The 14,184-nt window shown below is 61.6% G+C and carries 15 protein-coding genes and 1 pseudogene; 4 read left to right on the plus strand and 12 right to left on the minus strand.

The features are described from left to right. Nucleotides 1–62: 62 nt before the first annotated feature. The 3 genes and pseudogenes from ACO06O_RS07660 (at nt 63) to ACO06O_RS07670 (ending at nt 1,746) form a co-directional block, all read left to right on the plus strand. The gene (locus ACO06O_RS07660) at nt 63–428 is read left to right on the plus strand and encodes an ArsR/SmtB family transcription factor (RefSeq protein ID WP_421877934.1); all 366 of its coding nucleotides are present in this window, start codon (nt 63–65) and stop codon (nt 426–428) included. Then, the gene (locus ACO06O_RS07665) at nt 425–958 is read left to right on the plus strand and encodes an SRPBCC family protein (protein WP_421877936.1); all 534 of its coding nucleotides are present in this window, start codon (nt 425–427) and stop codon (nt 956–958) included. The genes ACO06O_RS07660 and ACO06O_RS07665 overlap by 4 nt, the downstream gene beginning before the upstream one ends. Nucleotides 959–987: 29 nt before the next feature. Beyond that, a pseudogene (locus tag ACO06O_RS07670) lies at nt 988–1,746 on the plus strand (DUF899 domain-containing protein). Between the two features lie 46 nt (nt 1,747–1,792). Here ACO06O_RS07670 and ACO06O_RS07675 read toward each other — a convergent pair. The 11 genes from ACO06O_RS07675 to ACO06O_RS07725 form a co-directional block, all read right to left on the minus strand. Further along, a complete protein-coding gene (locus tag ACO06O_RS07675; protein WP_421877938.1) occupies nt 1,793–2,794 on the minus strand; it encodes a DUF1513 domain-containing protein in 1,002 nt (333 codons plus the stop codon). A 91-nt stretch (nt 2,795–2,885) separates the two neighbouring features. Continuing rightward, nucleotides 2,886–3,986 carry an imelysin family protein gene (locus ACO06O_RS07680; RefSeq protein WP_421877940.1) on the minus strand — a complete coding sequence of 367 codons (1,101 nt, stop codon included), beginning with the start codon at nt 3,984–3,986 and terminating at the stop codon, nt 2,886–2,888. Next, a complete protein-coding gene (locus tag ACO06O_RS07685) occupies nt 3,986–5,485 on the minus strand; it encodes a di-heme oxidoredictase family protein (RefSeq protein ID WP_421877942.1) in 1,500 nt (499 codons plus the stop codon). The genes ACO06O_RS07680 and ACO06O_RS07685 overlap by 1 nt, the downstream gene beginning before the upstream one ends. A 136-nt stretch (nt 5,486–5,621) precedes the next feature. Next, complete coding sequence (locus ACO06O_RS07690; protein WP_421878145.1) at nt 5,622–6,836, minus strand: imelysin family protein; 1,215 nt, start codon at nt 6,834–6,836, stop codon at nt 5,622–5,624. Nucleotides 6,837–7,019: 183 nt separating this feature from the next. Further along, nucleotides 7,020–8,111, minus strand: coding sequence for a porin (locus tag ACO06O_RS07695; protein WP_421877944.1), 1,092 nt, complete (start codon nt 8,109–8,111; stop codon nt 7,020–7,022). 213 nt (nt 8,112–8,324) lie between these two features. Next, nucleotides 8,325–8,936: a hypothetical protein gene (locus ACO06O_RS07700; protein ID WP_421877946.1), complete on the minus strand. Its 612-nt coding sequence runs from the start codon at nt 8,934–8,936 to the stop codon at nt 8,325–8,327. After that, nucleotides 8,933–9,712 (minus strand): 2-oxo-tetronate isomerase, encoded by a 780-nt coding sequence (gene otnI, locus ACO06O_RS07705; RefSeq protein ID WP_421877948.1) that lies wholly within the window; start codon nt 9,710–9,712, stop codon nt 8,933–8,935. The genes ACO06O_RS07700 and otnI overlap by 4 nt, the downstream gene beginning before the upstream one ends. Before the next feature lie 27 nt (nt 9,713–9,739). Beyond that, nucleotides 9,740–10,585, minus strand: a complete 846-nt coding sequence (locus ACO06O_RS07710; protein ID WP_421877950.1) for a C40 family peptidase — start codon at nt 10,583–10,585, stop codon at nt 9,740–9,742. Then, on the minus strand, nt 10,582–11,127 hold the full coding sequence (locus ACO06O_RS07715) for a protein phosphatase CheZ (RefSeq protein WP_421877952.1): 546 nt from the start codon (nt 11,125–11,127) through the stop codon (nt 10,582–10,584). Before ACO06O_RS07715 ends, ACO06O_RS07710 begins: the two co-directional genes overlap by 4 nt. Before the next feature lie 12 nt (nt 11,128–11,139). Next, entirely contained in the window at nt 11,140–11,379 is a 240-nt protein-coding gene (locus ACO06O_RS07720) for an Lrp/AsnC ligand binding domain-containing protein (protein WP_420416953.1), read from the minus strand. Nucleotides 11,380–11,471: 92 nt separating this feature from the next. Next, complete coding sequence (locus ACO06O_RS07725; protein WP_421877954.1) at nt 11,472–12,866, minus strand: DEAD/DEAH box helicase; 1,395 nt, start codon at nt 12,864–12,866, stop codon at nt 11,472–11,474. A 201-nt stretch (nt 12,867–13,067) separates the two neighbouring features. On the opposite strand from ACO06O_RS07725, the gene ACO06O_RS07730 reads away from it, so the two are divergent. Further along, nucleotides 13,068–13,610, plus strand: coding sequence for a hydrolase (locus ACO06O_RS07730; RefSeq protein ID WP_421877956.1), 543 nt, complete (start codon nt 13,068–13,070; stop codon nt 13,608–13,610). Here ACO06O_RS07730 and ACO06O_RS07735 read toward each other — a convergent pair. Next, complete coding sequence (locus tag ACO06O_RS07735; RefSeq protein WP_421877958.1) at nt 13,603–14,181, minus strand: hypothetical protein; 579 nt, start codon at nt 14,179–14,181, stop codon at nt 13,603–13,605. The two genes, ACO06O_RS07730 and ACO06O_RS07735, sit on opposite strands and share 8 nt — an antisense overlap. Nucleotides 14,182–14,184: the final 3 nt, after the last annotated feature.

Genomic DNA, 14,184 nt, shown 5'->3' on the forward strand with positions numbered 1-14,184 from the left:
ACTAACTGGTTGACTATTTTTGTGCTCCACCTATATTCAACCTCATGGTTGATTATCAAGTCATGGACCTCAACACGGTCTTTCACGCACTCGGCGACGCCACGCGCCGCCGGATGCTGAGCGATCTGGCAGGCGGCGATCGGACCGTCAGCCAGTTGGCGGAACCCTATGAAATGTCGCTGGCGGCGGCATCGAAACACATCAAGGCGTTGGAAAAGGCGGGTCTGATCAGACGGGAAATCCAGGGGCGCACGCATGTCTGCCGACTGGATCCCGCACCGCTCGCCGACGCGCATGAATGGTTGAGCTTCTACGAACGCTTCTGGACCGGGCGGCTCGATACCCTCGAGCGGTTGCTGCGGGAGGAGGATGAAGAAGCGGCCCGAGTGTCTGAACAATCCCAATCCAGTGAAGGAAATGACAAATGAGCGTTATCACCGCGAGTGCCGATTACGGCATTCTGACCGACGAGAAGACCTTGGAAATTCAGCGGCGTCTGCCGGGGCCGATCGACCGGGTCTGGTCCTATCTGGTCGATGGCGAGAAGCGCAGCAAATGGCTGGCTGCCGGCGTCATGGAACCGAAGGCCGGTACGGCGTTCACGCTGACATGGCGCAATGACGAACTGACGGATCCTCCGGGCGCGCGCCCCGACGGATTCTCCGATGATCACAGCATGGCGAGCCGGATCGTCGAGTTCGAACCGCCCCACAAGCTGACATTCACCTGGGGTGACAGCGGCGAAGTCACCTTCCTTTTGAAAGAGGCGGGGCAGGGTGTCTTGCTGACGGTCATTCACCGCGGACTCCCGGATCGCAACATGACGCTCATGGTCGGGCCTGGCTGGCATATCCATCTGGACGTCTTGCGTTCGAAACTGTCCGGCGAAACGCCCGAACCGTTTTGGGACGGCTGGGTTCGGCTGCGATCGGAATACGAACGGCGTATTCCCGCTTAAACCCAATGGATTAAGTAAGGAATACTGTGATGACACATCACCCTGTTGTCGGCACGCGTGAGGAATGGATTACCGCCCGAAAAGAACTTCTGACGGCGGAAAAGGACCACACCAAAATGGGGGATCGGCTGGCCAGAATGCGCCAGGACCTGCCCTGGGTGCGGATCGATCGGGATTACCGGTTTCAATCGGCGAACGGCCCGGTCGGTTTCTCGGATCTGTTCGAAGGGCGCTCGCAATTGCTGGTGTAGCATTTCATGTTTGGACCCGATTTCTCGGCAGGCTGTCCGTCCTGTTCGTCCATTGCCGATGGTGTCGAGGGAAGCGTCGTTCATCTGAACGCCCATGACGTAACCTTCGCCGCCGTCTCGCGGGCGCCGATTGAAACCCTGCTGGGCTATCGGGATCGAATGGGCTGGTCCTTCCCCTGGTATTCCAGCGGCGACGATACGTTCAACTTCGATTTCAACGTGTCCTTCACCGAGGAAGAACAGCGGGAGGGCCAGGTGGACTACAATTACCGCCTCGGCGGCCACGCGATGGATATGCGGCCGATTCCAGAACCTGTCGAAGAGATGGCCGCCGATTGCGGTACGGACGGCCTGACCTTCGGCAGGGACCGGCCCGGGATCAGCGCCTTCATACGCCGGGACGGGGTGATCTATCACACCTATTCCGCTTACTCGCGAGGCGTGGACGGGGTGTGGGGTGTTTATGCCTGGCTGGACCGCGCGCCGCTGGGGCGCAATGAAACCGGTCCATGGATGCGGCGTAACGACGAGTATTAGGGTCCTTGCATTGTCGGGCAGGTCGGCCTGGGGCAAAACGATCCCGCTAAACGGCGGTCAGAACCGTCAGGTGATTGTCCCAGGCCGTTCCCGGCAGGCGCGTTAACGCTTCGCCGTCACGCCACAACCCGCCTTGGCCATCGCTGAACAGAAAGCCAGCGGCCAGAGGGGCGACGCCGCAGACATCGGCGATTTCCAGCCGGCGCAGACTTTGGCCCGTCCGGCCGTCGAGAACATGGGCAAACCCGCCGCGTGGCGCAGTGACCGCAATCTGCCCGGTTCGCGGGTTCGACGCGACGGATCCGATGTAATGACGGGCCCGCGCGCCGTCCTCTCCCAGCGTATCCAATGTGGTCAGGGTCCCGCCGCCGGGCCGGGCGACCGCCAGGATCGGGACATTGTCCTGGTCCGGTCCCTGATACTGGCCGCCGATCCAGATTGCGCCATCCGGGGCTTCCACGATATGGCGCAGCGACAATTGCCGCAGCGCGTCCGGCAGGGCCTGTCGGTCGAGACACGCGCCGGTCCGCAGATCGATACGCGTAACATTTGGTGCCATGGTGGCCAGATTGAGCTTCCGGCGCGGAAAGTCCGGATGGGTTTCGATACCGCCATTGGCGATGACCGCCATCCGCCCGTCGGCGGTCGATAAACATTGATGAGGGCCGATGCCGCCCGTATCGAACTCTCCGACCCTGCGGTAGGAATCCGTGGCGTCGTAGATGCCCAGAACGCCCCGCACACCGTCGAAGTCGTTCTCGGTGGCAAAGAGAAGCCTGCCGTCCGCGCTAAAGAAACCATGGCCATAGAAATGGCGGTCGCGGCGGGCGCGAATAATCTGTGCCAGGCTTCCCTGGACCCGGTCGATGACAAGGGCGCTGGTGCCGGGACGGCGGGCGAACAGCACACAGAACCGCCCGTCCGGGGAAACCGCGCCGCCATGCCCGCGGCCTGCGAGCGGGAATTCGGCCAGAATGCGGCCGTCGCCGTCGAGCAGAGTTCCTGCGTCCCCGCCATCCGGCAATCGCCTGGACGACAGGTAGACCATGTTGCGATCAGGGCCGCCAGATGCGCTGCGAACGGTCAGCGGGAATGTGCTACCCACCGCCAGAAGGGCAAGGGCCGTACGGCGGTTTGGATCAATCGCCGTCGAGCGCATTGAAGCCGACCGTCAATCCGAGCGCATGTGCAATGTCCTCCGACAGAAGGGCGATTACACTCTTCATGGGAATGCGCGAATAGGCCAACTGGCTATGGCCCTCCTGGCTTTTCACGACCGCTTGAATGTCCGGATCGATCGCGTTGGCACGGGTGACGGCATCCTGCGCGGTTTTCAGTTCGTAATCGAGCTGCTGGGCGATCAAGGCCGTTTCTTCGTCCAGAATTGCCGGAAGGTTCCAGGCGTCAATCAAGCGTGCAACGGCTTCCAGATTGGCATCGACGGCCTTGAGCGCCAGGCCGGAGCGCCAGAAGGGAAGTGTCTTCGGCTTGGACCGGTCCGGAGCGTCTCCCAGGGCGACCTCGAGCTTCAACTCCGCCGTTGCCTGAAGTTGCTGTCGGACTGCCTTCAGCAGCTCCTGCATGGCTTCTTCTGAAGTACGGTAGACCGGATTGTCATCCGCCGGATTGCGAAGTCGGGCCGCGATGCCGTCCTCGGCGTTCCAGGCGTTTAGCAATTGCCGAGAGACATCCGAGATCGCTTCGGCGGTTGCCTGGGCATAACGGCAACGAAACGTGTCCTCACCCCTCGCGATAGCATCGCTGTCCGTCCCAAACAGAAGGAATTCCAGGGCCGGGAGTCCCTGCACCGCGACGCTTTTTTGCTGCAGGCTCTCCCGGTCGATGGCGGTATCGTCCTTTTCCGCCAGAATGCCTTGAACCTGCCGCAGACCCCGGCCTCGTGAATCCGGCCAGAAGAACAGCCGCTCAAAGCGGTTCTCTGCCCGCGACGGCCCGAAGCGATAGGGCTCAACCGCAGAAAACGCTATAGCCAGTGGCGCGAATGCTTCCCGCGCGCGGGTCAGGCCGACCGAATCTGGTTCCTCGCAAAGGGCGGACATTGCCTTAACCGCAGTCTCCGACGTCGCAACCAGGGCTTCATAATCCGGAATGATGACCTGCTCTATGGCATTGGAAACAGCCCCTGACAGGGGCACCGTGTCCGCCGGTGCCGGGTCGGGGTGCAGGCCGACGGACAGTCCGAACACAATCGCCAGGATGGGCGCGCTCGTCGTTTTCATCACAGGGACTCCAAGAACCGGATCAGATCACGCCGGGCCGCCGGCGACATTTGCGTGACCGTGTCCCGGGCCGCCTGGGCTTCGCCGCCATGCCACAGAATTGCCTCCAGCAGGCTTCTGGCGCGGCCGTCATGAAGGAAGAATGTGTGACCATTCACGGTCTCGGTCAGTCCGATCCCCCAAAGCGGTGGGGTGCGCCATTCTCGGCCTGATGCGCTGCCGACCGGTCGCCCATCCGCCAGGCCTTCACCCATATCGTGCAGCAGCAGATCGGTATAGGGCCAGATCAACTGGAACCGGTGTTCCGCATGGCCGGCATCGCGGCTGGTCACATATTTCGGCGTATGACAGGCGGCGCAACCGGCCTGATAAAAATGCGCCTTGCCCCTCAGGACGGCCGGATCATCGACGTTCCGCCGGGCCGGGACCGCCAGGTTCCGGGCATAGTGGGAAACCAGGTCCAGGACGGGGGGCGGGGCTTCTGAATCGCCCAATTTCTCCTGTACACCATGCGGCATACGGCGGCATTCCGGCTGCCCCTCGGTGCAGTCGCCCCAAGGCTCCGGTACCAGCGGCGTGGACAGGCCGATATCCCCAGAAAAGGCGTGGGCCGATTGTATCTCGACGGTCGGCATCGACGCTTTCCAGCCGAACCTGGCCAGGACCATCGCATCTGTGGCGGGGTCGTAATAGTAGCTCGCACGCCCGGAAATTCCGTCCGCATTTGAATCCTCCGGGTCGGCTTGGCGCAGGATGTCGTCGGGATGGATCGCCTCCAGCAAACCCAGCCCGATCATCGGTGAGGCGATGCGCGGCGACATCAATGTTTCCGGATGCATCGGCCCGTATCCCAGATCGTCGATGGAATAGGCCGGCTTGCGCAGGATCGCAGGGGCTTCGCCCTTCAGTTCCACCGCTAGTTCCTCATACTCGATCCGCATCCGCCCTTCGGCGGGAAGACCTGGGACAGCGAAATCCTGCAGCTGACCGCCATAGGTCGGTTCCGGGATGCGCGCGAGGCGGCCACTGTCGATCAGGGCCTTGTCTTCGTCCGATTGCGGCGGAATCGACAGCCGCAGAAACATGGATACTGCCGAGTCCTCGGGCCCGCTCGGCGGATGCCCGCGGCCGTCCTTCAAATGACAGCGCTGACAGGAGCGGGCGTTGAACAGGGGACCCAGCCCATCCGAGGCCCTCGTGGAGGACGGGGAGGCGACCCAAACCTTTTTGAACAGGCCGTTCCCCAGCTTGAACCGTTCCTCGCCCTCGAAATCCAGATTGGCGGACGGGTGAGAGAAGGCATTGCCGTCCGGTGTGGCGGTCGATGTTGCGGCACCGGCGGACATGGTTTCGAACCGTTCCGGCGTATCGAATTCTATTGTCGGCGCAATGACGTCGGAAACGCGGGCGCGATCTTTGGCTGAAAGATCCGTGCGGCCCTGTCCCCCGGCGGCCAGGTGCGATGCGGACATGCCGGTGGCGAGAAGGGCGAACGCCATTAGGCTCGCCAGTCCCTTTCGAGGGCGTGGCTTTGAAACCATGGATGCCTCTAATCAACGCCCGAAAGAAGGGGCTGAAACAGAAAGCCGGACGGAATTTCTCCCGCCCGGCCTTCGAACCGTTACGGGTAAAGGATTACTGGAACACGGCGTTCGGATTGTCGAGGCTGTCCGAGCCTTCGAACTCGATTGCCGAAAGGCCAAGTGTCGCAACCGCACGCTCAATCGAACGGGTTTGATCTACCAAGGCGTCGACGACGTCCTGAACGACCGCATTGCCGGCTTCGTTTCCTTCGCCGATCATCTGGTCATAGGCTTCGATGGATTCGGCCCGGGCCCGCAAGACAGCCAGCGCCGTGACGGCGGCGTCGAGCTTGGTCCGAAGCTCATCATCCAACGCGGCGTCCTGATCGCGAACGAGATCGGATACCGACGGTCCGGCGACGACCGATCCGTCGATGCGCCGGTAGGTTCCGGTATAGACGTTGCGGATGCCGATCTGATCGAAATAGTGGGAATCGTGCGTATTGTCGGAGAAGCAGTCATGCTCTTCTTCCGGATCGTGCAGCATGAGGCCCAGCTTGATCCGCTCACCGGCCAATTCGCCATAGGAGAGGGAACCCATGCCGGTCAGGATGGCGCTAACGCCCTGATCCGTATTCTCCATCAGGGCAGCGCGCGCCGCGCCATCGGCGGTCCAGTTCGCGACCATTTCCTCCAGGTCGGCGATCAGCAGCGTCGATGCGGCCTTCAAATAGGCGGCACGGCGGTCGCAATGGCCGTTGGTGCAGTTCTGGGTGTCGAAATCCGTCGCCGGACGGTTGCCGGCGCCGGCATCGCTGCCGTTCAGATCCTGGCCCCATAGGAGGAATTCGATGGCGTGATAGCCGCTCGCCACATTGGCTTCGACTTCCTCGGCCTCGTGCAAGGTCTCAGCAATCAGCGTCGGCGTGATGTCCGTCGCATCGACCTCGGTACCGTTTACCGTCAATTTGGGATTCGCGATGACGTTGACGGTGTAAAGCGCGTTGGCGTCGGATTCCGTGCCGTAGGAGGAGGCGACATAATCGATCAGCCCCTCATCCAGAGGCCAGGCGTTCACGCGGCCTTCCCAATCGTCGACGATGGCGTTGCCGAACCGGTAGGCCTCCGTCTGTTGATAGGGCTCGCGGGCCGCAATCCAGGCGGCGCGCGCCGCTTGCAGCGTGGCGTCACTGGGCGCCGCGATCAGGGCGTCGATCGCACTGGCCAGGCCACGGGCCGTGATCAGGGAATCCTCATAGGCGGCGTGGGCGATGTCGGAATAGGTATCAAGCACCGCGCCTTTGTCGGCCGCCTGAGCGGATACCATCGGGACCGCTGCGAATGCCGCGGCGATCATGGCTTTTTTTGCTGGGGTCACGGGAGTCCTCCAGAATGAGAAGTTATTAATGCGAGTCACTCGCATTTGCTGTGAGGCGAGTCAACCCGTCAAGGGGCAGGGCGGGACAGTCAAAGCCGTCCCGCCCGATCGATTAACGATATCCTTTGGCTGTCAGAAGAAGACGGCGGTTCCGACCAGCAGAACGGTGCCTTCGTTCTCGTTCGCCGCGCCGGCGGTGCCGTTGTCGCTGTGGGCATGGACCAGATCGCCATAGGCGATCAGGCCTTCGGTGACCGTGTAGTCCATCGAGATATTGTAAACGTCGATGGAGTCTTCCGTGCCGTCATTGTTGGTTTCCCAACCGGTGGCGTATCCGACTGCGAAGCGCCCGGCGCCGTAGTCCCAGCCGAGGCCCAGTTGGACGTTCTCGCCCGCATCGCACTGAGTACCCTTTTGGCAGGCGGAATCTCCGTTGTAGCCGTAGCCCGCGCCCAGCTCGATCGGACCGAAGCCGACCTTCACGCCTGTGCGCCAGGCATTGACGTCCTCGACATCCGATCCGGAAGTGTTGTCGTCGGCATCGGCATGCCGGTAGCCAAGCGAGGCAGTTACGGCAACATCCCCGAGTTCGACGCCGTAGGCCAAGGACGATTCCAGGATGTTGGTGGCGGTGCTGGTGTCCGTGCCCTGGCTCTGCAGCGACACATTGCTTTCCGGTGTGAACGCGAAGCCTGCCTCGAAGCCGCCGAAATTCGGGGTGTAGTAAGCGATCTTGTTCGCGTCGTCCGAACTGGCTTCGGTGCCCAGGAATCCGGCATCGCCGATCTGGGTATAAACATTGCCGAATTCGCCGTCGAACCCTTCGCTATGGGCCTGGACGTCGTGGCCGCCGGTGGCCATTTCATCGACCGGATCGTCAACCGACCCGACCTGCAGGGTGCCCCAGCCGCCGCCGAACATCAGGTAGGCTTCGTCGAAGGTGCCGCCGCCATTGCCGCCATTGCTGGCGAAACGCCATTCGATCGACGCCCCGTATTGCAGGCCGTTATCGGCAGTGGCGCGGGCGTCCCAGATCAGTTCCGACTGATCGGCAACCGCGGATAGATTGACCCCGGTACCGGCCGAAGGCTGATCCTGGTCGGCGAACTGGAATTGATAGTCGAGCGAACCGGAGAAGGTCATCTCCATGTTCTGGGCATGGGCGGGCAGGGACGCCATGAACCCGGCCAGAATTGTTCCGGCGGTGAGCCAAGACTTGCGCATGATTACTCCTAACCGACGATTTCATAAGACCGGAACTGTGCTGGGGCACTGGCTGGCAACGCCGTATTTCGGTCCCTGGCTATTCCGCGAAGTTCAGGTGGAGGAGGCCGCGTTTTGCGGCGTTCCATTCGAAAGTCATTTCACGGTAGGTTTAGGCGGTCAAGATAATAATAATCACTCGCAACAACTAATGAAACGAGAAGTCATTGCCAATCAGGCTTGCATGGCTGCAGACAAATGACGGTATCGCGTGATCATCCGTGCCTTCGCCTCATCGGGTCGCAGCGGCGTTGGATCGAACGCGCCACTGTTTGGGACCGCCGGTGATTTGCCCCAGAGTTTGCGCGCTTCGTCCTCCGTAAATCCAGCAATGCCGGTGGCTTCGATCCGTGCAGCCTGAAGATCGGCCTTCTTGATCAGTTTCTTGAGGGGTACCGGCGTTTGGGGCGGCAGGCCGAAGCGAATGTGGATCGCCGACTGAAGCCGATCTTCCAACGCGCGATAATCGATGCCGATTGCCGTCTTGAAGGGGGAAATCATATCCCCCACGACATATTCCGATGCGTCGTGCAGCAGCGCTATCAGGCGTTGCGCGGCGGTGAGGCCAGGGCTCAATTCCACCGCCAAGGCTTCGACCATCACGCAGTGCTGAGCCACGGAAAATGCCCAGTCGCCGGTGGTCTGACCGTTCCAGCGGGCGACCCGCGACAGGCCGTGGGCGATGTCTTCGATTTCGATATCGACAGGGCTGGGGTTCAACAGATCCAGCCGCCGGCCGCTCAGCATGCGCTGCCAGGCCCGTTTGGGTTCGGAACCGCCGGTCATTTCAGATAGGACTTCATCCAGTCGAGACCGGACCAGGTGTCGTCGCGCGGCAGATACTCGCATCCGACCCAGCCATCGTAACCAAGACGGTCGAGGCGATCGAACAGGGCGTGATAGTTCACTTCACCGGTATCGGGTTCGTTCCGGCCGGGAACGCCGGCGATCTGAATATGGCCGATCACGCCGATATGCCGTTCGATGGTGGCCATCAGATCGCCCTGCATGATCTGCCGGTGATAAATGTCCAGTTGCAGCGCCAGGTTATTGGCCTGGACATTGTCCATGATGCGGATCGCCTGTTCCGTTCGATTGACGACATATCCCGGCATGTCCCGGGTGTTGATCGGCTCCACCATCAATGTGACGCCGCCGCGTTCGGCATGGGGGGCGATGCGCCGAAGGTTGCCCTCCAGGGCGGAATGGTGAACCCGCTCGTCCAGGGTGACCGGGGCGATGCCCGCCATGACGTGAAGTCGCGGGCAATCCAGGGCGGCCGCATAGTCCATGGCGGTCCTGAAACCCCGTTCGAACTCGGCTTCCCGACCGGGCAGGGCGCCGATGCCCCTGTCCCCCCGGGACCAGTCGCCGGCGGGCGTGTTGAACAGGACGATATCGACGCCCGCGTCTTCGCGCGCTTTGGCGATGTCCTCTTTCAGAAATTCATAGGGGAACTGGAATTCGACGCCCTTGAATCCAGCGTCCCGCGCCGCCGCGAACCGTTCCAGAAACGGTACTTCGGTGAACAGCATGGACAGGTTGGCCGCGAAACGGGGCATGCGTCCTTTCCCGGGAATGACACTCCGTCAGAGTCGACGGAGCGTTCTCAATTCAGTGCCTTCGACCCGGCGAATATGCGCCCGCAAGTCCGTCAAGGTCCAGACCCGTGTCGACATATCCGTGGCGTTGCAGTGAAGGATGCGGTCCGGCTCGCATAGGATGCCGACATGGCCGGGCCAGAAGGCCAGGTCGCCGCGCCGGAAATCGCCCGAGTCCAGGTCGACGGGGTGCCCGACCTGCTTCTCCTGCATATCGGAATCGCGCGGGCAGGGAATGCCGCAGGCCGTCAACGCGAACTGTATCAAGGCGGAACAGTCCATACCCTCGCTGGATCGCCCCCCCCAAAGATAGGGCGTTTCCAGGAACCGTTCGGCGACATTGACCGGATCGGACTCGCGGTGATCCAGCGGCGCCAGATGGGCACTGTACAGCCATTGTCCGTCCGCAATCTGGGACCAGCGACCATTGGTGTCGACGACATGAACGCTGGCCCCGTGGGGCAGGGCCGAAACCGCAAAGCGCTTCAGTTCCGGGGCGGGATAGAGATGCGTTCGGATCGCGGAGATTTTGTGGGTGGGCGCGGGCTGCGAGTAAGACAGCGCGGCGGCATCGACATAACCGACGTAACCGTCCCGGTCCGACTGGACCCAAGACCAACCGTCCGCCGTGTCATAGACAGTTACCGCCTCGCCGAACAGAAACTCCGTATCACGGGGGCGGTCCGCTTCCGGGGCCGGTCGAACGGGCAGGACCGGCGCGACGACATGGGCCGGCTCGCCGTCGACAAAGCGGGCGGCGTCGACGCGTCCCTCAAGGGACCTTGCGGCAAGATCCGGGCGGTAGGCGTTGAGACGTCGGTCCAGGGCGCTCAATCGAACAGCTTGTCGATTTCGTCTTGGGAAATCGACGCTTCCTTCTTCAGGGCGGGCCCATTCAGCAGCGCCGCGTCCCCTTCCGGCTTGGTGTCTTCGGCAAATTCTGAGGCGAGGCGATTGATCTCGTCATGTCCCCAAAGGTCGATCATGACGTTCACTCGCTCTTCGACGAACTTCATGGACCGGACGATCTTCGTCACGCGCTGGCCGGTAATGTCCTGGAAGGTACAGGCCTCGATGGCCGCCATGGTCTTTTCGTTGATCTGATCGCACAGGCCTTCACGATCTTCCGCTTTCTCGGCACCGCGCAACTTTTCAACCAACTCATCCACGGTTTCCATATGCTCCAGGATGGATTGGGTGGCATCCTCGGTCGCGCCCACGATCGCGTCCAACTGATCCGACATGGTCTCGAACCGGGTCTGCTTGCCATCGGCCGCGACCATCTGGGCGATCTCTTCGCGGAATCGCTTGATGTATTGCACCAGACTGACGACTTCGGATTTTAGCTGCCTGTCGTTAACCGCCCGATCCGCCATCTGATTTCCCCCTTAGAACGCCTTGAACGCAAGTATCGTGAATGTATCCCGCACGCCCGGCAGTTTCTGGATGTGGTCGGTTACGAAACGGCCGACATCCAGGTCTTCCGGCAGATAGCATTTCATCAGCAGATCGTATTGCCCGGATGTCGAATAGACTTCCGACACGTGCTCAACGGATTCCACCGCCTCGGCGGCAGTCGTATAGGCTTCCCCCAGGTCGCATTTCACCTGAACGAATAACGTGCGCATGACGGATCGGACCTCCCGGCAACCTGTGCAGACGAGTGGAGAATGCCCCGCGCGACCGGAAAGGCGCAAGAAAAACCCGGTGGATAAAAGGCTTACCGTGCGCGCAACAGGAAGGCCGGAACCTGTTCCGTCTTGCCATAAGGCACATCGGAGATATCCGGCAGAGGGTCGTCATTCGCTTCCGCCGCCGGGCTACGTTCCCGACCGCCGCGGCGATTGCGTCCTTCGCGGGACTCTTCCTTCTTCGGCGCGCTCTTGCCGCGCGACCGAGAGCCGCGGCTTTCCCGGGCTTCGGATTTGGGTTCTTCGGCGCGGGTCTCTTCGGTCGTGTCGACCGCATCGTCGGCGTCATTCGATGCCGACGCTGTGCCGGATTCGACGAGCGGAATCTTCTTCCCGATCAGCTTTTCGATGGCGTCGAGATATTTGCGGTCATTGTCCGACGCGAAGGTGATCGATACGCCGCTGCGGCCGGCGCGGCCCGTTCGGCCGATCCGGTGCACGTAGTCTTCCGAATGGGTCGGGACGTCGTAATTGAAGACGTGACTGACCGAAGGGATATCGAGGCCGCGCGCCGCGACATCGGAACAGACCAGGATATTGATCTCGTTCTTCTTGAACTTATCCAGCCATTCCAGCCGCTTGTACTGATCCATGTCGCCATGCAGGGCGCCTGCCGAGAAGCCGGATTGTTCCAGCGCCCGGTACAGCGACGCGACATCGCGCTTGCGGTTACAGAAGACCAGCGCGTTCTTGATCGTATCGTCCTTCAGCAGGCGATCCAGCGTCCTGCGCTTCTGGCGACCGTCGACCTTCATCAGGCGTTGTTCGATCGTGTCGGCGGTGCTGGCCGGCGGCGCGACGGTGATTTCCTTCGGATTGCTGAGGAACTTCGATGCCAGCTTGCGGATTTCCGGCGGCATCGTGGCCGAGAACATCAGCGTCTGACGCAGCGGCGGCATCAGCGAGACCAGTTTCTCGACATCGGGGATGAAACCCATGTCCAGCATCCGGTCGCCTTCGTCGATCACCAGAACCTTCACGTCGGTCAGGATGACCTTGCCGCGTTCGCAATGGTCCAGCAGACGGCCCGGCGTCGCGATCAGGACGTCGACACCCCGGTTGATCTTGGCCTCTTGCTCCGAGAAGGAGACGCCGCCGATCAAAAGGGCCATGTTCAGCTTGTTGTACTTCCCATAGGTCTCGAAATTGTCGGCGACCTGCGCGGCCAATTCGCGCGTCGGCTCCAGGATCACCGTGCGCGGCATACGCGCCCGGCCACGACCCTGGGACAGGATATCGATCATCGGAAGGGTGAAGGACGCGGTCTTGCCCGTCCCGGTCTGCGCGCAGCCCAGAATGTCCCGGTTCATCAGGACATAGGGAATCGCTTTTTCTTGGATCGGGGTCGGGGTTTCATAGCCTGCGTCGCTGATCGCGCGCAGGATGGGGTCACTGAGACCGAGATCGGCAAAAGTCGTCGCCATGCGTTCCTTCTCGCCGGTGGATTGCGTCAGAATCGACCAAATCCGGCGTCTTCAATTGCGGCGGACTATAGGCCGCGCGCCTTTCCTGTCAACGACGCGCCGTAAACCGAGCCGACTCAAGGACATGCGATTGCCCAACTGTTGCCATACGGCTACGGTCTTCCGGTTCTGACATGCCCGGAATTGGCCCAAAGGTGACTTATGTTAATCGACGCGACCCGATCCTTGCTGCTGACCATCGACATTCAAGAGCGATTGCTGCCGGCGATTCACGACGGGGACCGTGTCCTGACCAACACATTGAAACTGATCCAGGCAGCGCGGCGTCTCGATGTTCCCGTGCTGTGCAGCGAGCAGTATCCAAGAGGCCTGGGGCCGAGCGTCGCGGATTTGTCCGCCGTGTTGGAGGAAGGAGAAATCCTGCCCAAGGTGCATTTCTCCTGCGCTGCGGACCCTGGCATTGCAAAGGCGGTGGCCCAGTCCGGCCGACGGCAATTGATCCTATGCGGCGTCGAGGCGCATGTCTGTGTTCTTCAATCGGCGTTCGGCTTCAAGGAAGCGGGCTATGATGTCTTTGTCGTTCTGGATGCGGTCTCAAGCCGTGCGCCGGACAGCGTTCTGGTCGCGAAGGATCGGTTCCTGGCCGCCGGCATTTCGGTCGTGACGCTGGAAATGACCCTGTTCGAATGGCTTCACCAGGCCGCGACGCCCGCATTCAAGGATCTGCGGGGCCTGATCACCTGATCCGGTTCGGCAATTCGACAAGGCAGTTGAGGCACCTTTCGCCGCGGTCCAAGGGCGGATCGCTGGGCAGCAATTCCCGGATCGCCAGGGCGAAGGCGTCGTTGAATGCTTGATTGCCCGGGGCCGCGCCTTCCGGGAGTTTCAGCCAAAGCGAACTGAGATCCCGGTCCCGTTTGCAATAGACGATCAACGCCCGGTCTGCGGTCCCGCCATTCGGATCCGGTTTGGTCTCGCCCCGGCACAACCGGGCACCGATCGCGTTGGCCGGCGGCTGGAACAGGATCTCGATCCGGCCGGGCCCGGTTTCAACCTGTGGCGTTTCGGTAAAGGTTATCGGCAGACCTTCGTTCCGTCCGCTCATCGCTGTGCCGACGGCGCGGTTCAATGCGCCGTCATCGATCGAATAGGGATCGCCGGATACGACAAGACGCATGTCGTTCCCGCCGTGAAAGGCCATCAGTTCCAGAAACTCATAGGAATTCGCGAAATGCTGATTGTAGAGCGTCCCGCCCGAACAGGCCGAGAGCAGCAGCATTGCGGCTGGAATAACCCGCTTCAAGGGACGTCCCATTGG

It is taken from the genome of Pacificispira sp., assembly GCF_965228185.1.
Classification (GTDB): Bacteria; Pseudomonadota; Alphaproteobacteria; order UBA8366; family Aestuariispiraceae; genus Pacificispira.